Origin of the sequence: Streptomyces sp. NBC_01296, from assembly GCF_035984415.1 — a bacterium.
In the GTDB taxonomy this organism is placed as follows: domain Bacteria; phylum Actinomycetota; class Actinomycetes; order Streptomycetales; family Streptomycetaceae; genus Streptomyces.
In genome coordinates, this window is the sequence record NZ_CP130720.1 from 6063104 (window position 1) to 6083273 (window position 20170).

General features: G+C 72.8%; 14 protein-coding genes. 4 read left to right on the top strand and 10 right to left on the bottom strand.

Features of this window, described 5'->3' with window-relative positions:
* The first annotated feature begins 11 nt into the window (after positions 1 to 11).
* Entirely contained in the window at positions 12 to 5414 is a 5403-nt protein-coding gene (gene pulA / locus OG299_RS27620) for a pullulanase-type alpha-1,6-glucosidase (protein ID WP_442817538.1), read from the top strand.
* Here the strand turns inward: pulA and OG299_RS27625 are convergent.
* The 8 genes from OG299_RS27625 to OG299_RS27660 all read right to left on the bottom strand — a co-directional run bounded on the left by OG299_RS27625 (position 5401) and on the right by OG299_RS27660 (position 14047).
* A complete protein-coding gene (locus OG299_RS27625) occupies positions 5401 to 5937 on the bottom strand; it encodes a GNAT family N-acetyltransferase (protein ID WP_266629852.1) in 537 nt (178 codons plus the stop codon). The two genes, pulA and OG299_RS27625, sit on opposite strands and share 14 nt — an antisense overlap.
* A 41-nt stretch (positions 5938 to 5978) precedes the next feature.
* Complete coding sequence (locus OG299_RS27630; RefSeq protein ID WP_266629854.1) at positions 5979 to 6716, bottom strand: TetR/AcrR family transcriptional regulator; 738 nt, start codon at positions 6714 to 6716, stop codon at positions 5979 to 5981.
* A gap of 30 nt (positions 6717 to 6746) precedes the next feature.
* Complete coding sequence (locus OG299_RS27635) at positions 6747 to 7796, bottom strand: PDR/VanB family oxidoreductase (RefSeq protein ID WP_327362949.1); 1050 nt, start codon at positions 7794 to 7796, stop codon at positions 6747 to 6749.
* Complete coding sequence (locus OG299_RS27640; protein ID WP_327362950.1) at positions 7793 to 8689, bottom strand: metal-dependent hydrolase; 897 nt, start codon at positions 8687 to 8689, stop codon at positions 7793 to 7795. The genes OG299_RS27635 and OG299_RS27640 overlap by 4 nt, the downstream gene beginning before the upstream one ends.
* A 121-nt stretch (positions 8690 to 8810) precedes the next feature.
* The gene (locus OG299_RS27645) at positions 8811 to 10259 is read right to left on the bottom strand and encodes a hypothetical protein (RefSeq protein WP_327362951.1); all 1449 of its coding nucleotides are present in this window, start codon (positions 10257 to 10259) and stop codon (positions 8811 to 8813) included.
* A 161-nt stretch (positions 10260 to 10420) separates the two neighbouring features.
* Positions 10421 to 12361, bottom strand: a complete 1941-nt coding sequence (locus OG299_RS27650) for a hypothetical protein (RefSeq protein WP_405703394.1) — start codon at positions 12359 to 12361, stop codon at positions 10421 to 10423.
* A 152-nt stretch (positions 12362 to 12513) separates the two neighbouring features.
* On the bottom strand, positions 12514 to 13311 hold the full coding sequence (locus OG299_RS27655; RefSeq protein WP_327362952.1) for a tyrosine-protein phosphatase: 798 nt from the start codon (positions 13309 to 13311) through the stop codon (positions 12514 to 12516).
* A 133-nt stretch (positions 13312 to 13444) separates the two neighbouring features.
* On the bottom strand, positions 13445 to 14047 hold the full coding sequence (locus OG299_RS27660) for a rhomboid-like protein (protein ID WP_327362953.1): 603 nt from the start codon (positions 14045 to 14047) through the stop codon (positions 13445 to 13447).
* Between the two features lie 155 nt (positions 14048 to 14202).
* On the opposite strand from OG299_RS27660, the gene OG299_RS27665 reads away from it, so the two are divergent.
* Positions 14203 to 14892, top strand: coding sequence for a hypothetical protein (locus OG299_RS27665; RefSeq protein ID WP_327362954.1), 690 nt, complete (start codon positions 14203 to 14205; stop codon positions 14890 to 14892).
* A gap of 88 nt (positions 14893 to 14980) precedes the next feature.
* Positions 14981 to 16510: a PepSY-associated TM helix domain-containing protein gene (locus OG299_RS27670; protein WP_327362955.1), complete on the top strand. Its 1530-nt coding sequence runs from the start codon at positions 14981 to 14983 to the stop codon at positions 16508 to 16510.
* A gap of 289 nt (positions 16511 to 16799) precedes the next feature.
* On the opposite strand, the gene OG299_RS27675 is transcribed toward OG299_RS27670, so the two are convergent.
* Complete coding sequence (locus tag OG299_RS27675) at positions 16800 to 17396, bottom strand: winged helix-turn-helix domain-containing protein (protein WP_327362956.1); 597 nt, start codon at positions 17394 to 17396, stop codon at positions 16800 to 16802.
* A gap of 528 nt (positions 17397 to 17924) precedes the next feature.
* Positions 17925 to 18944, bottom strand: coding sequence for a glutamine synthetase (gene glnII, locus OG299_RS27680; protein ID WP_327362957.1), 1020 nt, complete (start codon positions 18942 to 18944; stop codon positions 17925 to 17927).
* Between the two features lie 236 nt (positions 18945 to 19180).
* Between glnII and OG299_RS27685 the strand changes: the two genes are divergently transcribed.
* Positions 19181 to 20125: a Gfo/Idh/MocA family protein gene (locus OG299_RS27685; RefSeq protein WP_389867108.1), complete on the top strand. Its 945-nt coding sequence runs from the start codon at positions 19181 to 19183 to the stop codon at positions 20123 to 20125.
* Positions 20126 to 20170 lie beyond the last annotated feature (45 nt).

Sequence of the window (20170 nt, forward strand, 5' to 3'; positions counted from 1 at the left end):
CCCGGCAATCCATGTCCCTGCCACCGCCGGGCGGCCCTCATCCACGTGCCCCGTACACAAGGAGACCCGCCTTGATACGCCCCGCCGCAGGAGCGATCGCCGCCGCCCTGGCCGTGACGCTCCTGCCCGCCCTTCCGGCAGCGGCCGCCGCGCCGCCCGCCCCGCCCTCGGACGCGAAGCTGGCCGCCGAGCCGGCACGCCACGACCTGACCCGGGAGCAGTTCTACTTCGTCCTCCCGGACCGGTTCGCGAACGGCGATCCGCGCAACGACACCGGCGGCCTGACCGGCACCCGGCTCGAGACCGGGCTGGACCCGACGGACAAGGGCTTCTACCAGGGCGGCGACCTCAAGGGGCTGACCGACCGGCTCGACTACATCAAGGGGCTCGGGACCACCGCCATCTGGATGGCGCCGATCTTCAAGAACCAGCCGGTGCAGGGGAAGGGGGCCGACGTCTCCGCCGGGTACCACGGGTACTGGATCACCGACTTCACGCAGGTCGACCCGCACTTCGGTACCAACGCCGACCTGGAGCGGCTGATCGACAAGGCGCACGCGAAGGGGATGAAGGTCTTCTTCGACGTCATCACCAACCACACCGCCGACGTCGTCGACTACCGGGAGCAGTCGTACTCCTACCTGTCGAAGGGGGCCTTCCCCTATCTGACGAAGGACGGGGTGCCGTTCGAGGATGCCGACTACGCGGACGGGAAGAAGAAGTTCCCGCGGGTCGACGCCGGGTCCTTCCCGCGGACGCCGTTCGTGCCCGACGCGAAGAAGGGGCTGAAGGCCCCCGCCTGGCTCAACGACCCGACGATGTACCACAACCGGGGTGATTCCACCTTCGCCGGGGAGTCCTCCGACCAGGGTGACTTCTTCGGCCTCGACGATCTGTGGACCGAGCGCCCCGAGGTCGTCGACGGGATGGAGAAGATCTACGAGAAGTGGGTCAAGGACTTCGCGATCGACGGCTTCCGCATCGACACGGTCAAGCACGTCAACACCGGGTTCTGGACGCAGTGGGCCACCGCCCTCGACAAGTACGCCGCCCAGCGCGGCCGGAAGAACTTCTTCATGTTCGGCGAGGTCTACTCCGCCGACACCGCCGTCACCTCGCCGTACGTGACGCAGGGCCGCCTCGACGCCACCCTCGACTTCCCGCTCCAGGACGCGATCCGCTCGTACGCCTCCCAGGGCGCGGCGGCCTCGCGGCTGGGCTCCGTACTGGCCGACGACTACCGGTACACCACGGACAAGGCGAACGCGTACGAGCAGGTCACCTTCCTCGGCAACCACGACATGGGCCGCTTCGGGAGCTTCCTGAAGCAGGACCGGCCGGGGGCGGGGGAGCAGGAGCTGCTGGACCGCTACCGGCTCGCCAACGAGCTGATGTTCTTCTCCCGGGGCAACCCGGTGGTCTACTCCGGCGACGAGCAGGGCTTCACGGGTGCCGGCGGCGACAAGGACGCCCGGCAGCCGCTGTTCGCCACGAAGGTCGCCGACTACCTGGACGACGACCAGCTCGGAACGGTGCGCACCCACGCGAGCGATGCCTATGATCCGGGACACCCGCTCTACAAGCAGATCAGTGCTCTCTCGAAGCTGACGAAGGACCACCCGGCCCTGCGGGACGGCGTCCAGAGTGAACGTTTCGCCGACGGGTCCGTCTACGCCTTCGCCCGTACCGACGCCCGCTCCCGCACCGAGTACCTCGTCGCCGCCAACAACGCCGCCGAAGCCCGGACCGTCGAGCTCGACGCCCCGGCCGGCGCCCAGTACCGCACCCTGTACGGCGGCAACGCACTGCTCCGCGCCTCCACGGCCGGCAAGCTCGCCGTCACCGTTCCCGCCCTCGGCTCGGTGGTCCTCCAGGGCATCGCCCCCCTCGCCGCCCCCTCGACCAAGCCCGCCCTCACCCTCAAGGCCCCTGCCCCCGGAGCCACCGGAACCGTCGAGCTCTCCGCCGACGTCACCGGCGGCGGCCTGAACCGGGTCGTCTTCGCCGCCCAGACCGGCACCGGGAAGTGGCAGGTCCTCGGCTCCGCGGACCACGCCCCCTACAAGGTCACCCAGAACATCACGGCCCCCGCCGGCACCGCCCTGCGCTACAAGGCCGTCGTCGTGGACTCCGCCGGCCACCGCGCGAGCGCCCTCGCCGAGTCCGTCTCCGGCCAGGTCCCGCCCGCCCCGGCCCCCACCGCCACCCAGCGCGACTACGCGGTCGTCCACTACAACCGCCCCGACGGCGACTACACCAACTGGCGGCTCTACGCCTGGGGCGACATCGCCGACGGCGAAGGCACGCCCTGGCCCGCCGGCCACGGCTTCACCGGCCGCGACGCGTACGGCGCCTTCGCCTACGTCAAGCTCAAGCCCGGCGCCTCCTCCGTCGGTTACCTCGTCATCGACAAGGACGGCAACAAGGACGTCGCCGCCGACCGCACCCTCGACGTGACGAAGACCGGCGAAGTCTGGCTCGAGCAGGGCAAGGAAGCGGCCCGCACCGACCGCCCCGCCTACCCGCCGCAGGACGCGACCAAGGCCGTCCTCCACTACCAGCGCGCCGACGGTGCCTACGACGGCTGGGGCCTGCACGTCTGGACCGGCGCCGCGAGCCCGACCGACTGGTCCAAGCCGCTGCTGCCCGTCCGCACCGACTCCTACGGCGCGGTCTACGAGGTCCCGCTCGCGGCCGGGGCGACCAGCCTCAGCTACATCCTCCACAAGGGCGACGAGAAGGACCTCCCCTCCGACCAGTCCCTGGATCTGAAGGCCACCGGCCACGAGGTCTGGATGCTGGGCGGCCGGGCCCCGTACCTCCTCCCCCAGCCCGCCGGCTCCTCCGCCGCCCTGGACCTCACCAAGGCCCAGGCCGTGTGGATCGACCGCGACACCCTCGCCTGGAACGCCCCCGCGGCCGCCGCCTCCGTCCAGCTCCTCGCCTCCCGCGAAGGCGCGATCACCGCGGAGAACGGCATCCTGCACGCGGACGGCGCGCAGTGGCTGCGCCTGTCCAAGACCGAGCTCACCGCCGCCCAGAAGCAGAAGTTCCCGCACCTGGCGACGTACGCCGCCTACTCCGTCGACCCGCGCGACCGGGACCGCGTACGGGAGGCCCTGCGCGGCCAGCTCGTCGCGAGCGCCCGCGCCGCGAACGGCGCCGTCCTGGCCGCGACCGGCGTGCAGCTCGCCGGCGTGCTCGACGACCTGTACGCGAACACGGCCGCGCTCGGCCCCGTCTTCAAGGACGGCCGCCCCACCCTCTCCGTCTGGGCCCCCACCGCCCAGCAGGTCGCCCTCGAGCTCGACGGCCGCACCGTCGCCATGCACCGCGACGACACCACCGGCGTCTGGTCGGTGCGCGGTGAGCGCAACTGGACCGGCAAGCCGTACCGCTACGCCGTGACCGTGTGGGCCCCGAGCACCCGCCAGGTGGTCCGCAACCTGGTCACCGACCCGTACTCCACCGCCCTGACCACCGATTCCACCTACAGCCTGGCCGTCGACCTGGCCGACCCGAAGCTGGCCCCGCCCGGCTGGGGGGCACTGCGCAAGCCCGCGCCCGTCCCCTTCACCTCGGCGCAGATCCAGGAGCTCCACATCCGCGACTTCTCCGTCGCGGACCGTACGAGCACCCACCCCGGCCAGTACCTGGCCTTCACCGACACCGGCTCGGCGGGCATGCAGCACCTGCGCGCGCTGGCCGCGTCCGGCACCTCCTACGTCCACCTCCTGCCCGCCTTCGACATCGGGACCATCCCGGAGAAGGCCTCCGACCGCACCGAGCCCGCCTGCGACCTGAAGGTGTACGCGCCGGACTCGCCGGAGCAGCAGGCCTGCGTGGCCGCCGCGGCCGCGAAGGACGCGTACAACTGGGGCTACGACCCGCTGCACTACACCGTGCCGGAGGGCTCGTACGCGAGCGACCCCAACGGCACGGCCCGTACCGTCGAGTTCCGCAGGATGGTCCAGTCGCTGAACGGGGCCGGCCTGCGCACGGTGATGGACGTCGTCTACAACCACACCGTCGCCTCCGGCCAGTCCGACAAGTCGGTGCTGGACCGCATCGTGCCGGGCTACTACCAGCGGCTGCTGGCGGACGGCTCGGTCGCCAACTCCAGCTGCTGCGCCAACACGGCTCCCGAGAACGCCATGATGGGCCGGCTCGTCGTGGACTCCATCGTCACCTGGGCCAAGGAGTACAAGGTCGACGGCTTCCGCTTCGACCTGATGGGCCACCACCCGAAGGCGAACATCCTGGCCGTCCGCCAGGCCCTCGACGCGCTGACCGTCGCCAAGGACGGCGTCGACGGCAAGAAGATCATCCTCTACGGGGAGGGCTGGAACTTCGGCGAGGTCGCGGACGACGCCCGCTTCGTCCAGGCCACGCAGAAGAACATGGCGGGCACCGGCATCGCCACCTTCTCGGACCGCTCGCGCGACGCGGTCCGCGGCGGCGGCCCCTTCGACGAGGACCCGCGCGTCCAGGGCTTCGCCTCGGGCCTGTTCACCGCCCCGAACGCCTCGCCCGCGAACGGCACCCCCGACCAGCAGCGGGCCCGGCTCCTGCACGCCCAGGACCTGATCAAGGTCGGGCTGTCCGGCAACCTCGCCTCGTACGCCTTCACGGACACCGCGGGCCGGCGCACCAAGGGCTCCGAGGTGGACTACAACGGCTCCCCGGCCGGCTACGCGGCGGCCCCGGGCGACGCCCTCTCCTACGCGGACGCCCACGACAACGAAACCCTGGCCGACGCCCTGACGTACAAGCTGCCGGAGGGCACCTCCACCGCCGACCAGGCCCGTATGCAGGTCCTGGCGATGGCCGTCGGCACCCTCTCCCAGGGCCCGTCGCTGTCCCAGGCGGGCACGGACCTGCTCCGCTCGAAGTCCCTGGACCGCAATTCGTACGACAGCGGCGACTGGTTCAACGCCGTCCACTGGGACTGCCGCGACGGCAACGGCTTCGGCCGCGGCCTGCCGCCGGCCGCCGACAACGGCTCCAAGTGGCTGTACGCGAAGCCCCTGCTGGCCGGCCGCCCGGCACCCGCCTGCGCCGACATCACCGGAGCCTCGGCGGCCTACCGCGACCTGCTGCGGATCCGTACGACGGAACCGGCCTTCGCCCTCACCACACCCGAGGCGGTCCAGGCCGCGCTGGCCTTCCCGCTCTCCGGCAAGGACGAGACCCCGGGGGTGATCACCATGACCCTCGGCGACCTGGTGGTGGTCTTCAACGCCACGCCCGCCGCCCAGCACCAGCGCATCCCGGCCCTCGCGGGCACCGGCTACGCCCTGCACCCGGTCCAGGCGGCCGGATCCGACCCCGCGGTCAAGCAGGCGACGTACGACGCACGGACAGGAGAGTTCACGACCCCGCCCCGCACGGTGTCGGTCTTCACACGACGGTGAGCTGATCGAGCCGCTTCTCGAGCAGGATCACCCCGTACACCCGTCCGTCCTTGCCCTCCTTGTGGGGGAACTCCCCGACCACCCGGTAGCCCGCACCCCGGTAGTACGCGAGCAGCCGGGGGTTGGTGGAGACGCAGTCCAGCCGCGCCCGCGGCAATCCTGATCCGGCGATCCGGCGCTCGGCATGTTCGAGCAGCCGGCGCCCGGCTCCCGCGGGCGCGGTTTCGCGTTCCACCATCAGCCGGTGCACGTAGCCGGCGACCGGCGGCTGCACGCCCCAGGCCTCCTCGTCGGAGAACCACAGCTCGTACGCGCCGATGATCCGCCCGTCGCTGTCCCCGGCGAGCCACACCTCGCCCTCGCGCATCTTCGCCAGGAAGTGCGCGGCGTCCTTGTCCCCGGGCTTCCACTGGTCGATCCCGTGCTTGCGCATCCACCGGGCGGCCTGGTCGTACAGGGCCACCAGCGTGGCGGCGTCCTTCTCCACGGCCCGCCGGAACAAGATCCCGTCATCAATGATCACGCGGGTATTATCACGCGGATGATCACCGGCGGCCGGTCAGGTCAGCGCGGGCCGGGCACCGCGTGCTCGGCGGTGGCGGTGGCAGTGGTGGCGGGGACGAGCCCCCCGAGCCGCCCGACCAGTTCCCCGAACGGCCCGTCGGCCGGCTCGTCGGCGAGGATCCGCCCGAGGATCCCGGCCATCTCCCCGTCGTACGCGGCGCTTACGGCGGCCAGCGCGGCGAAGTCGTGCACCAGCTGCAGCTCCAGCTCGGCCCGCGGGATCTTCCGCTCCTCCAGCCAGATCAGCGCGGTGGACTCCGCCAGCGACACCCAGGACCGCACCACGAGCTCCAGCCGCGCAGGCGGCTTCTCGATCCCGATGTGCGTGACGATCTGCTCGTACGCGGCCTGCCGGACCTCGTCGATCATCGCGTTGGTCCGGTTGCTCCCGACCGCCGGCCCGCCGCGCATCAGCGCCGAGAATCCGGGCCCGTGGTCGTCGACGAACGCGAAGAACCGGCCCATGACGCGCAGCAGCCGCGCCCCGAGCGGGCCCTCCTGCGGCTCCACGAACCGCTGCGCGAGCTCATCGGCGGCCCGCCGCAGCGCGGCCTCGTACAGGCTCAACTTGCCCGGAAAGTAGTGGTAGACGAGCGGCCGGGATATCCCGGCGGCCGCCGCGATCTCGTCGATCGAGACGTCGTCGGGCGACCTGTGGCTGAACAGCTCCAGGGCCACCCCGATCAGCTGCTGCCGCCGCTCCTCGACACCCATCCTGCGCCGCGTCCCGGTAGTCATGCGGACACCCTACTGGGCCCGCAGCAGGGCTCAGAGATCCAGGACCAGGTGGTCGTCCTCGGCGCGGGAGACGCACAGGAGCATCGAGTCCTCGCGTTCCCGGTCCGTGAGGAGGGTGTCGCGGTGGTCGACCTCGCCTGCGAGGACGCGGTGTTGGCAGGTGCCGCAGAAGCCCTGTTCGCAGGAGTACGGGGTAGCGGGGAGCTCCCGGCGGACCGCGGACAGGGTGGATTCGTCCGCCGCGACCTCGATCGTGCGGCCCGAGCGGTGGAGTTCCACGGTGAAGGGGCGGGAGGTCCCGCTCGAGGGGGCCGTCGCGGCGAAGCGTTCCAGGTGGACCGGGGCGGTGGGTGGGGCTGCTTCTCGGACCGCCTTCATCAGGGGGTCCGGGCCGCAGCAGTAGATCAGGGTGTCCGGGCCCGTTGCGGCGAGCGCGGTCAGGTCGGGGAGGCCCGCCTCGTCCTGCGGGGTGATGGTGACCCGGGAGCCGTACGCGTCCAGTTCGGCGATGAACGGCATGGAGGAGCGCGAGCGGCCGCCGTACAGAAGGGTCCAGTCCGCGCCCGCCGCCTCGGCCGCGCGGAGCATCGGGAGGATGGGCGTGATGCCGATTCCGCCCGCGATGAAGACGTACGAGGAAGACGGCTCCAGCTCGAAGCGGTTGCGGGGTGGGCGTACGGCCAGTTCCGCGCCCTCCCGCAACTGGGCGTGCGCCTCGCGGGAGCCGCCGCGGCCGTCGTCGATCCGGCGGATCGCGATCGTGTAGCGGCCCGTGTCCGCCGGATCGCCGCAGAGGCTGTACTGGCGGATCCGGCCCGAGGGGAGCCGTACGTCCACGTGCGCGCCCGGGGTCCACGGCGGGAGCTCCGGGGATTCGAGAACCAGCATCAGGACCCCGTCCGCAGGCTCCGTACGGGAGACGATCAGGGCCGGCAGCCAACGCCGCGGGGAGTGGCCCGAGATCGGGGTCTCCAGCGCCGGGAGGGGCCACAGGGGGGAGCGGGCGATGCGCCCCCGCAGGGCGCGGCGGGTCACCAGGGCCGCGCCCGCCAGCGCCGCCAGCTTCAGGGCGCGGCTCATGCGGTGGCGCCGCCGTTCGCGCCGGGGGAGGAGGCCAGGTAGGCCACGGCCTGGGCCGTCGAGCCCTCCTGGGAGGGGTGGTACGTACGGGAGAGGTACGTCGGGATCGACTTCAGCATGGCGCCCGTCGAAGGGAGCGTGCCCTGTGCGCCCGCGCGGAAGAACTGGCCGAGGGAGGCCTTGGCGCCGGTCAGCTCCGGGTCGTTCTCCATGAAGAAGCGGGCTCCCCGCTGCCACAGGAAGACGAGGGCCGTGAACGCGGTGGCCCAGGTCCGGGCCCGCCGGCGGTAGCCGCCGTCCACGTGCATGAAGAGGTCGAAGGCCACCGAGCGGTGCTCCACCTCCTCCGCGCCGTGCCAGCGCAGCAGGTCCAGCATCGTCGGGTCCGCGCCCCGGCGGTCCAGTTCGTCCGCGTTGAGCACCCAGTTCCCGAGGAACGCCGTGTAGTGCTCGATCGCCGCGATGATCGCGATGCGCTCCATGAGCCACCAGTGCCGGGCCTTGCCCGGGGGCAGGGTCCGGTCGCCGAGCAGCTTCTCGAAGAGCCAGTCCACCTGCGCCGTGTACGGGGTCGGGTCCAGGCCCAGCCGCTTCAGGTGCGGGAGCACGTCGTCGTGCGCGGCGGCGTGCATGGCCTCCTGGCCGATGAACCCGACGACGTCCGCGCGCAGTTGCTCGTCCTTGATGTACGGGAGCACCTGCTTGTAGACGTGTACGAACCAGCGCTCGCCCGCGGGCAGCAGCAGGTGCAGCACGTTGATGGTGTGCGTGGCGAACGGATCGCCGGGCAGCCAGTGGAGCGGGGTGTCCTCCCAGCCGAAGGACACGTTCCGCGCCTTGAGCTCGATGTGTTCCGACGCCACGGGGGCGGGCGCGAGCGGCGTATTAGACATGGCGTCAATGTACTGAGGGGTAGGGGAGAGGAAAACCCCTCTGCGCCCACCACTTCACGCAGGAGTCCCCCGGGCGCGCACCGCGCCCGGGGGACTCAGCTCTGCCGTCCGGCCCGTCCGGTCAGCGCTCGGCGTGGCCGCTCGCGAGGGCCCACTCGCGGTTGAGCGTGCCCAGCGGGATCTTGCGCTCGAAGAGCGGCGTGCCGAACAGGGAGAGCTGCAGGTGCAGGTTCCCGCTCAGGTCGAAGCCGCCGTACAGCGCCCAGGAGCCGCTGAGGGAGGTCTTGCCGTCGCTGGACGCGCTCGCCTTGGCGTCGGCCTCGCCGCGCAGGTACGGGGCGAAGTCCGCGCTGACGCCGACGGCCCCGTACAGACCGACGGAGGCCTCGGCGCCGAGCGCGCCCTTGACCTTGCCGGAGGCGGTGACGGTCGCCGTGACCGGAGTGCTCTTGACGTTGGACTGGCTGACCGGCGTCCAGCCCTTGCCCAGGGCGTAGGTGCCGCCGACCTTGAAGTCGCCCTTGACGTCCTGCTGGACGTCGAGGGTCACGCGGCCGTCGGCCTCCACCTGGACGTAGCAGGTCAGGTCGAGGTTGACGACGACCGGCACCGGGCCGACCTGGATGACCGGAGCGCTGTGCAGCTTGGCGAACGGGATCCGCTTGGGCGCTCCGGTGCTCGCGGCGGCGCGGCCCTGGAGCTTCCACTGCGAGGACCAGTCGCCGCTCATGCCGAGGAACGCGCCGCGCGGGCCGGAGCCGCCGCTGCCGTCGTAGGAGAACTCCACCTGGGGGGCGAGCTGGACGAACCCGGACACCGAGGCGCCGGCCGAGGCGGGGGCGTCCGGGGCGGTGTCGACGGCGGCGTTCACGTCGAGCCGCAGGTTGCCGAGCGGCAGCTTGGCGCCCTCGGGGCCGAACTTCACGCCCCCGGTCTTGGCCCAGGAGAAGGTGACGCCCTTCATCAGGGGCTCGACGGTGACCGACGAGGGATCGACGGGGACCTTGCCGTCGGCCTTGTCGTCGTTCAGGACGGAGGCCAGCGTCGTGGAGGCGGTCTTGACCTCGGTGCCGCGGTCGGTCTTCCCGACGACCTCGGTGACCTTGGCGAGCAGGCCGTTGGGGGCGCCGGGCGCCGGCGCGCTGGCGATGACGTCGCCCACGGCGACGGGCTTGTCGGCCTCGGGGGACGCGCTCGATGCGGACGGCGCACCCGAGGCGGGAGACTTGCCCGCCTCCGGCTTCTTGCCCGGTGCGGGGGAGTGGGCGGGCCCCTGCGGGGCCTTGGCTATGACGGCCCGTCCGCTCGCCTGGTCGTACGAGGCGACCTTCAGCGAGGACTTCTCGGTCTTGCCCTTCCCGCCGGCGCGGGCCACGGCCGCCGGTGTGGGGGTCCCCTGCGGCGCCGCGGCAACGTCGAGCTGCTGCGACGTGCCGTCGCCGGCGGGCGCGAGGGTGGCGGGGGCGGCCGCGTCTGCGGCGCCGGTGTGCGGTGTCGAGGAGCAGCCGGTGGCGGTGAGCGCCAGGGTGGTCAGGCCAGGGAGGAGGAGCCGTCGGGCGAGCATGCGCACGTGGGTGAACCTTCAGTACGTGAGGGGGGTGTTGGCGGGTTACCGAGAGGTAACCGGAATCCGATCATGCCATGCGCACACTGCGGCAGTCATGTCCGGATCCCGCCAACTCCCCGACCGTTCTTGACGGTTGAAGATTCACTCACCCTGCTGCGACGCGGCTACCGGAGCACCCCCGCCTTCGTACCGTCCGTGAGCTTGCCCGCCAGCTCGACCTGCGCGCCCGCGGGCGCCTTCACCGCCAGCCGGTTGCCGTTCGCCGACCCGTTCACGCCGCCGCCCGACACCGACAGCGACGCGAACTGCGCGCTGCCCGCCGCCAGCACGTACCACTGGCCCGCCTTCGACTTCCACAGCACGCCCGCCAGCACCCGCGGCTCCCGCGGCCCGCACGCGGGCGAACCCTCCGCCTTCGCCGCCTGCGCCGCCAGCGGGGCGCCCGGGGTCAGGAACTGCGCCTGCACCCGGTCCTCCGTGCCCGCCCAGGTCTCCGCCCGGGTGCACAGCCACGCCGCCGTGCCGTCGCCCTCGGGCAGCGGCTGCTTCGCGTACGTCCAGGCGTTCACGCTGCGGACGCCGTGCGAGCGGACCGACGGCAGCAGGCACGCGATCCGCGACCAGTCGCCGAGCTCCGCACCCTCCGTCACATCGCGCTCCGCGCCCGGCGCGCCCGAGGTCAGCCGGGCCGGGGTCAGCTCGCCGAGGTCGGTGACCAGCCGGGTGGAGCCGTTGCCGGTCAGCGCCAGGGCGTTCCAGCCGGTGCAGTTGCCCGACGGCGCGGGGCTCGCCACCGGCGGGGTGATCCCGTCCTGGCCCAGCTTCAGCGGCGCCGGGGCGTCACCGGGCTTGAGCAGGTCGCGCAGCCCCACCCCGGTGACCCACGGCGCGGTCAGGTAGCGGACGTTGCCGTCGACCCGGCTCAGTACGAGCGCGGCCGAGCTGTCCGCCGAGGCTCCGTCGGTCCGGGCGAAGTCGAGGGCGGCGACCGAGGTCCCGGTGCGCGGTTCGGCGTACCGGACCACGCGCAGGCCGTCGTACAGCAGAACCACGACGGCCTGGTCGACAGTGCCCGCGAACAGCAGCTGCGGCGGGCCCATCGGCGGTCCGGGCGGCGTACCGGGGGTGGCCGAGGCGACGACCGTCGGGCCCGGCCGGGCCCACACGGCCAGGGCCCGGCGCAGCAGCTCGGCGTCGTCGGCGCGGTCGCCGCGAGCGGGCCAGGTGGAGAAGCCCGTACGGGAGGACGTGTGCCAGAGCGTGGGCGCGACCCGGACCAGCTTGCCCGGATCCAGGGCCTGTTCCGCCGCCGCGTTCCGCGCGTACGGCGGGGCCGCGGCCCCGTCCGCGCCCCAGCCGCCGCCGGGCAGCGCGAGCAGCGCCCCGCACACGGCGAGGGCGGCCGCGGCGGCCAGCCCGGCCCGGACGAACCGGCGCCGGCGCAGCAGGTCGGTGGGCCGCGCCTGGAGTACGCACGGATCGAACTCGGGGGAGGTGAACAGGGCGTCGTTGGCCGGATCCCCCGATTCCGCGACCGCGGCGGAGGGGTTCGCGACCCCGGCCTCGGTCAGCACCCGGAGCACCTCGGGCTCCGGCAGCCGCTCGAGGGCGCGCAGGACGCAGGCCGCCCGGCCGGGCCCGTCGAGGGTGGCCAGCCACTGGTCCAGGGCCAACTCCTCGGCCCCGCCCGAGCGCGGGAACAGCCGCAGCCCCCACACCTGGGGGAGCAGCGGGGGCAGCTGCGCCCGCCGGGGCAGCGCCCGGAAGGTCAGCGGAATCCCGGCCTCCAGGGCGGCACGCAGTACGCGCAGCCGGACGTACGCGTACCCCGACTCGGCGCCCGGGGTGCCGCGCTGGCCCGGGACCCCGCCCTGTACGGCTGCGGCGGCGGTCTCCGCGCCGGCGCCGCGCCGCCCGCGGGGGAGGGCCCGCTGGGCCAGCGAATGGGCGGTGAGCACCCGCCGGTTGCGGCCGAGGGCGGGCGGCAGCACCAGATAGGCGAGCCGCACCAGCCGCGGGTAGTGCTCGACGATGGCGGCCTCGGCCAGCTCGACGTCGGGCGGCACGGGAGACGGGGGGCGGGTGGCGGTGTCCGGCGCAGTCACGTTCAGCAGAACGAGCGAATCGTCGGATGGTCACCCGCCCCCAGGTCACACGTTCGGGTCGAATGCCGGCCGCGGGAGGGGTCGGGCCAGGTCCGGATCGGGCCCGGATCGGCGCCGGATCGGGCCCGGATCAGGTCCGGATCAGGTCCGGATCAGGCCGTGAGGCGGGCGCGGAGCGCCTCCACCGTCACGTCGGGGACGCCGAGGCCCTCGCGCACGTACTTCTCCATCGAGCCGTACCGCGTGTTCACCTCGTCGAGCGCGGCCTCCAGGTACGAAGGAAAGACGCCGATCAGGCCCAGCGCGATGTCCGGGTTGCCGCCGGCGATGGTGAAGCCCTCGATCAGCGGGGCGAAGGCCTGCTTGACGGCCGGATTGACGGAGAGGTACTCGGCCATCAGGGTCTCGTCGTCCGCGCCGAGCAGGGACAGGACGACGGTCGCGCCCCAGCCCGTACGGTCCTTGCCGGCCGTGCAGTGGAACAGCAGCGGGCCCGCGTCCGGGTCCGCGAGCTCGGTGAGCAGGGTCCGGTACGCGGCCTGCGCGGAAGCGGTGTTCACGAAGGACCGGTAGGTCTCGGCGAACAGCTTCTGCACCTTGCCGCCGCCCAGGTGCTCCTCCGCCATCGCCGGGTCGGACAGCAGGTCCTTGAGCTGCGTGGCGGCCGGCATCTTGCCGGAGCTCAGCTTGTCGGCGAGGACGTCGCCGATCAGGAGGCGGGCGCCCGCCGGTATCCGGTCCGGGTGGTCGGCGCGCTCGGCGTCGGTGCGGAAGTCGATGACCGTACGCAGGCCCAGCGCGGCCACGACCGGGTCGGCGTCGACATCGAGCCGGTCGAGCTGGCCGGAGCGCAGGGCCAGCCCGGGGTGGACGGTGCGCCCGCCGGAGAGAGGGGTGCCGCCGAGGTCGCGCAGGTTGGCGACGGTGGTGGAGGGGGTGGTGATGGTCATCGTGGCGGCTCCAGCGGTGTGCAGGCGGTGCGAGCGGTGCAGGGGTGCGGGCGGTGCGGGTGGTGTGAGCGGTGTGGGTGGTGTGGGCGGTGCAGGCAAAGCAGAGGGTGCGGGTGATGCGGATGGTGCGTGTTCACCCGATTTTCGGATGTTTCGTCCCGGATAGGCAATCGAGGGCGAGCGAGAGCCCGACCCCTATCCCCAGGGCCGCCAGGTGGCCGGCGTCCGTGAAGGTCCGGTCCCGCTTCAGCACCGGCGCTGCGGCGAGCGCAAGCAGCCCCACCCGGGCGGCCGTGCGGACCGGCCCACGCGGCAGCGCGGAGGTCAGCGCGCCGAGCACGGCGTTGAACCCGTAGCTGGTCCCCACGTCCAGGGCCCGCCGGGCCGGCAGATCGGCCGTCCGGCGCAGGACGCCGTAGACGAGGAGCGTGGCCGTGGCGTGCCCGAACACGAACACCGCGGCCGTCCACCAGGCCCCGTACGCGTACTCCGCGTACCCGAGGACCGCGACGAGCAGCAGCGCGTACGGCAGCGGCATGGGCTCCTCGACGACGAAGGCGCTGCTCAGCAGGGTTTCCCAGCGGCCGGCGGCGAGGTTGTCGACATTCGTCGAGCAGCCCCGCAGCACCCGGTCCCGCTCCGCCGCCCCCAGCCGGTCCAGTGCGTACGCGCCGAGCTGGACCCCGCCCGCATACACCATGCCGATGGTCGGCGGCGGCCATGGCAGTGAATTCATCTGATCATGATCGGATACGGCCCCCGGACTGGCGGAACCGGGTCCCGTGCGAGCATGTTCCTGCCATGCAAGAGATCCCCCCGCCGATGCGCACCGCACGGGCCGCGATGTTCGCGGCGGTGTGCACCGCATTGGGCGCTGTGGGGCATTCATATATGTCTGGCACGGATATCCCGCTGATGGGCCTTCTGGGTGCTTTCGCGGTGACCGGCGGGCTCGCCCGGCTCGCAGCCGGGCGCCGCCGCGGGCCCGTCGGGATCAGTGCGGCGCTGCTCGCCGTGCAGGGCGTACTGCACCTGGTCTTCTCCGGCAGCCAGACGGGCCACGGCGGCCGCACGGGTCACACCGGCCTGGCCGGCCACACCGCGCACTCCCTGCCCGTGACCGTGTTCCTGCCCGAGCCGATGCCCGGGCACCACCACCTGGCGGGCACGGCGCTGCCTGAGGTGGCGGGAGGCACGGACGGCATGGCCGGGATGGCGGACATGGGCGGGATGGCGGGCATGGCCGACACGGCCGGGCACGGCGGCTTCGGCATGATCGCCGCGCACGTGCTCGCCGGGCTGTTCTGCGCCGCCTGGCTGGCGTGGGGCGAGGCCGCCGTGTTCCGGCTGGCCGCCGTCCTCGGCTCCGCCGCACTGCTGGCGGCCCGGCCGCTCGCCCGCGCGTTCGCCCTGGTCCGGGCCCGCGTGGCCCCCGTACCGCCGCGGCCCGCGCCCCGCCCCGCGTACGAACCCCCGCGCAGGCTGCGCGGGGCCGTGCCCGCGCACGCCCTGGTGCGCCGCGGCCCGCCCGGGTGGCGAGACACCCGCGCCACGGCCCCCGGCCGTCCTGCCTGCGCCTGACCGGCGCACCTCCTTCATCGGCGAGGTGGCGGGACCCGGGGCCGGTTCACCCGAGTCTTCGCCCACAGGGCCAACACCTAGGACCCACATGTCCCTTGAAGAGGTTCAGGACGTCCGCACCCCGGACGCCGACACACCCGCTGCACCCCTCGCACCCGCCGCTCCCGCAACGGCCGACGCGGTCGCTTCGGCCGAGGCGCCCTCGAAGCCCGGCACGTGGGCGGCGCTGCGGCCGCTGCTCCTGCGCATGCACTTCTACGCCGGGATCCTGATAGCCCCGCTGCTGTTCCTCGCCGCCGCCACCGGCCTGCTGTACGCCGCCTCCTGGCAGGCCGAGAAGATCATCTACTCCGACGAACTGACCGTCACCCAGGTCCGCGACAGCACGGCGCCGCTCAGCGCCCAGGTCACGGCCGCCCGGGCCACCGTCCCCAAGGGCAAGGTCGTGGGCGTGTGGCCCGCGCCCGACGCCGAGGCGACCACTCGCGTGATCATGGAGGTCCCCGGGCTGGAGGAGGGTCAGACGGAGACCGTGTTCGTGGATCCGTATACGGCCCACGTCAACGGACAGTTGACCACTGAGGGCGACGCGCTGCCGCTGCGCGCCTGGCTCAGCGAGTTCCACTCCAGCCTCCAGCTGGGCGAGTTCGGCCGGAACTACAGCGAGCTCGCCGCGAGCTGGCTGTGGGTCGTCGCACTCGGCGGACTCGCCCTGTGGATCGGCCGCCGCCGCTCCCGCAAGGCCCTGCTCGTCCTGCCCGACCGCGCCGCCACCGGCCGCCGCAAGACCCTCTCCTGGCACGGGGCCGTCGGCCTCTGGGCCGTCGCCGGACTCGTCGCCCTGTCCGCCACCGGCCTGACCTGGTCGAAGTACGCGGGCGAGAACATCGGGCAGCTCCAGGACGGCCTCGGCGGCGCCACCCCGTCGGTGTCCGCGGCCCTCGCGCCCGGTTCGGATTCCGGTTCGGGTGAGGGCTCGGGCTCCGGCTCCGGCTCCGGCGAGCACGCCGGGCACGGCGGGACCGGCGGTATGGAGATGCCCCCGACACCGCCCGCCGCGGACATCGGCATCGACAAGGCCGTGGCCGCCGCCCGCGCCGCCGGGGTCACCGAGGAACTGCGCATCACCCTGCCCGCCAAGGGCAACGGCTACGTGATCAAGGAGCAGGACAAACAGCTGCCGGTCCACCTGGACTCCGTCGCCGTGGACCCCGCCGACGGCCGGATCATGGACGAACTGCGCTTCGCCGACTACCCCGTCCTCGCGCAGCTGACGCGCTTCGGCATCGACCTGCACATGGGCAAGACCTTCGGCCTCGCGAACCAGATCGCGCTCGCCGCGCTCGCGGTCGCGCTGATGTTCCTGGTCTTCTGGGGCTACCGGATGTGGTGGCTGCGCCGGCCCACCAAGGACCGCACCCTCTCGGTCGGCCGCGCCCAGCCGCGCGGAGCCTGGCGCAAGGTGCCGCTGACCATGCTGCTCCCGCTGGCCGCCGTGATCGCCTTGGTCGGTTGGTTCGTACCGCTGCTCGGCATCAGCCTCGTCGCCTTCCTGGCGGTCGACGTGCTGCTGGGTCTGTTCGCGACGCGCCGCACCAGGGCGGCCACCACGACCTAGCCCGTCTCTTCCGGATCTTGCCTGACCCGCGCCGCCCGGCACCGCGCCTCGCCGCGTTGTCGAGGCACCCGAGTACGTCCAGTACTCGGGAGCCTCTCCGCCTTGCGAGGCACGGCACCGGACGACGCGGGCTTAACCGGCAAGATCCGAAAGAGACGACCTAGCCCGGACGTCCGTCCCGACGCGCACGGTGGGCCCGTACTCCTTCGCGGAGTACGGGCCCACCGTCGTACGCGGTGCGGTGCAGTGCAGTGCTGTGCTGTGCCCTGACTGTGCCGGACCGGCACAGTCAGGGCGCGTACTTGTAGCCCACCCGGCGCACCGTCTGGATCGCACCGCGGTGCGCCGCGCCCAGCTTGCGGCGCAGGCGGGCGACGTGGACGTCCACGGTCCGGCCGTCGCCGACGTGGCCGTAGCCCCAGACCGTGGTGACCAGCTGGTCCCGGCTGTGCACCCGGTGCGGGTGCGCCACCAGGTGGGCCAGCAGCTCGAACTCCAGGTACGTCAGGTCGAGTACCCGGCCGTCGACCTCGGCGGTGCGCTGCGCCGCGTCGATGCGGACGAGCTCGTCCCCGGTGGTGGCCGGGGCGGTCCGGGGCGCGGCCGGGGCGGGAACGGACTGGGGGGCGAAGGCGATCGGCGGCTGCTGGTCCGCCGGTACGAGGACCAGGTAGCCGACCATCGGCGGCTGGCCCGGCAGCGTCGGCAGGGTGTGCTGCGGCGCGGGCAGCCAGGTGGCGCCGGGCGGCAGGAGGTCGACCACGCGGGCGACCTCGTCGCGGTCCACGGCGCGCAGCCGGTGGCGCGGACTGGGCGGATAGGCGAAGGGCGCGGTCGCAGCGGTCGCGGTGGAGGCGGCGGACGTCAGGGAACGGGTGTGAGACATGAGTGGTCAGCTCTTTCACGCGCAGTGGTCGGCAGGAGACGTACGTACGTCATCGCGTTCCGCGCAGACCGAAGGCCTCGGGGAAGGTCCGGTGGGAGATCCCGGAAGGCTTTAGAGGGTCGGCGCGTTCTTCACGCGGCGACACACCCGGTCGAAATCGTGGTCCTGACGGGAGGGCCAGAACGGCTCGAGGTCGCTGCGACCGTTCGAGGTGTGCGAGTGGCTGGCCATGGGCTCATTGAAGCAGACGCAGCGGGTGCGGGGCAGGCCCCGTCTCAGGGCGTGGATCGGAATCTCAAATTCCGCGATCATTCCTCGACTTGCCCTGGACAATCCCGGATGAAACGTCACCGGGTGGCGCCGGTCCGGGCGCCCGTACCGGCACCCCGTATCGCATGCTGGTCGATTGCGTGGACACGCGACGCACGACGCGCGACGCCCGCCGGACCACGGGGGGTTCGGCGGGCGTCGCGCGTCGTGTCACAGCGCCGCAGTGTCGGCTGCGGGGAAAAAGCCGGAGGCCGGGTCCTAGACCAGGCCCTCCTTCTGCAGGCTCGTGCAGCAGGTGTCCGTGATCAGGCGGGTCACCACGTACGGGTCCACGTTCGCGTTCGGGCGGCGGTCCTCGATGTAGCCCTTGCCGTCCTTCTCCACCTGCCACGGGATGCGGACCGAGGCGCCGCGGTCGGAGACGCCGTAGCTGAACTCGTTCCACGGGGCGGTCTCGTGCAGGCCCGTCAGGCGCTCGTCGATGCCGGCGCCGTAGTTCTTGACGTGGTCCAGCGGCTTCGAGCCCTCGCCCAGCGACTCGCACGCGGTGATGATGGCGCGGTAGTCCTCGCGCATCGCCTTCGTGGAGAAGTTGGTGTGCGCGCCCGCGCCGTTCCAGTCGCCCTTCACCGGCTTCGGGTTCAGCGTCGCGGAGACGTTGAAGTCCTCGGCGGTGCGGTAGAGCAGCCAGCGCGCGATCCACAGCTGGTCGGAGACCTCCAGCGGGCCCACGGGGCCGACCTGGAACTCCCACTGGCCGGGCATGACCTCGGCGTTGATGCCGGAGATGCTCAGGCCCGCCGCGAGGCAGTGGTCCAGGTGCTTCTCGACGATCTCGCGGCCGAAGATCTCGTCCGAGCCGACACCGCAGTAGTAGCCGCCCTGCGCGGCCGGGAAGCCGCCCACCGGGAAGCCGAGCGGCCGGATGCCGTCGAAGAAGGTGTACTCCTGCTCGATGCCGAAGATCGGCGCCTGGTCCGCGAACTGCTCGGCGATCGGACGCAGCAGCGCGCGGGTGTTCGACTCGTGCGGGGTCATGTCGATGTTCATGACCTCGCAGAGCACGAGGAGGTTGTCGCCGCCGCGGATCGGGTCCGGGCAGGAGAACACCGGCTGCAGCACGCGGTCGGAGGCGTGGCCCTCGGCCTGGTTGGTGCTCGATCCGTCGAAGCCCCAGATCGGCAGCGCGTCGCCGTCGGCCAGGATCTTCGTCTTGGAGCGCAGCTTCGCCGTCGGCTCGGTGCCGTCGATCCAGATGTACTCAGCCTTGTAGCTCACGGGCCCCATCCTTCGGTGCGTCGCTCCGGCGCAGACTCTGCGGGTGCTGCGGTCGTGGTGTTGCGATGTCGCTGCGGTGTAGACCGCAGCGTGCCCGCTCGCGATTTCTCTTCCGTTGCCCGGGTGTGAACCCCGTGTTACCGAGGTTTACGCTGCAGGTCGGGTGGGTTGTGCGGGTTGGTGGCAGCACGCCCGTCCGAGTGGGGCAGACTGGGCGGGTGAGCATTTCGTATGATTTGACCTCGGCCGCCGCCCCCACGGTCTCCCCCCGCCTGCCGGCCCGCCCCCGGGTCGGCCTGCTGGGTACCGGCCCCTGGGCCCACCGCACCCATGCCCCCGCCCTTGCCGCGCACGCCGGCTGCGAATCCGCCCGCTCCGAGTTCGCCGGAGTGTGGGGCCGCCGCCCCGACGCCGCCGCCGAGCTGGCCGACGCGTACGGCGTGAAGGTGTACGAAGACCCCGACGCGCTGTTCGCCGACTGTGACGTCGTGGCCTTCGCCCTGCCGCCCGACGTACAGGCCCCGCTCGCCGTGCGCGCCGCCGCGGCGGGCTGCCAGCTGCTGCTCGACAAGCCCGTCGCCACCACCGTCGAGGACGCCCGGGCCGTGGCCGACGCCGTCGCCCGGCACGGCGTCGCCTCCGTCGTCTTCCTCACCCTGCGCTTCGCCGAGCCCGCGGCCGGCTGGGTCGCCGAGCAAGAGGGCCGCTCCGGCTGGTTCACGGCGAGCGCGCACTGGCTCGGCGCGGTCTTCCCGCCCGACGGCACGCCCAGCGCGTACGCCGCCTCGCCCTGGCGCAAGGCCAAGGGCGGGCTCTGGGACGTCGGCCCGCACGCCCTGTCCGTCCTGATCCCGGTCCTGGGCGACGTCACGTCCGTCACCGCCACCCGCGGGCCCTCCGACGTGGTCCAGCTCGCCCTGCGCCATGCCTCGGGCGCCGCCAGCACCGCCGTGCTCAGCCTCGGCGCGCCGACCGCGGCGGCGGGGGTGGGGCTGGAGCTGCGCGGGGCCGAGGGCGTGTTCTCGCTGCCCAACTGGACCGACGTACCCGGCGCGTACGGCCGCGCCCTGGACGCACTGCTCACCGCGGCCCGGACGGGTGTCGCGGACCCGCGCGACGCGGAGTTCGCGGCCCGGCTGACGGAGATCCTGGCGGAGGCGGAGGCGCAGCTGCCGGGCTGAGGGGGCGGGGGCGGGCGGGCCGGGGTCGGCCCGGGGGCGGCCCCG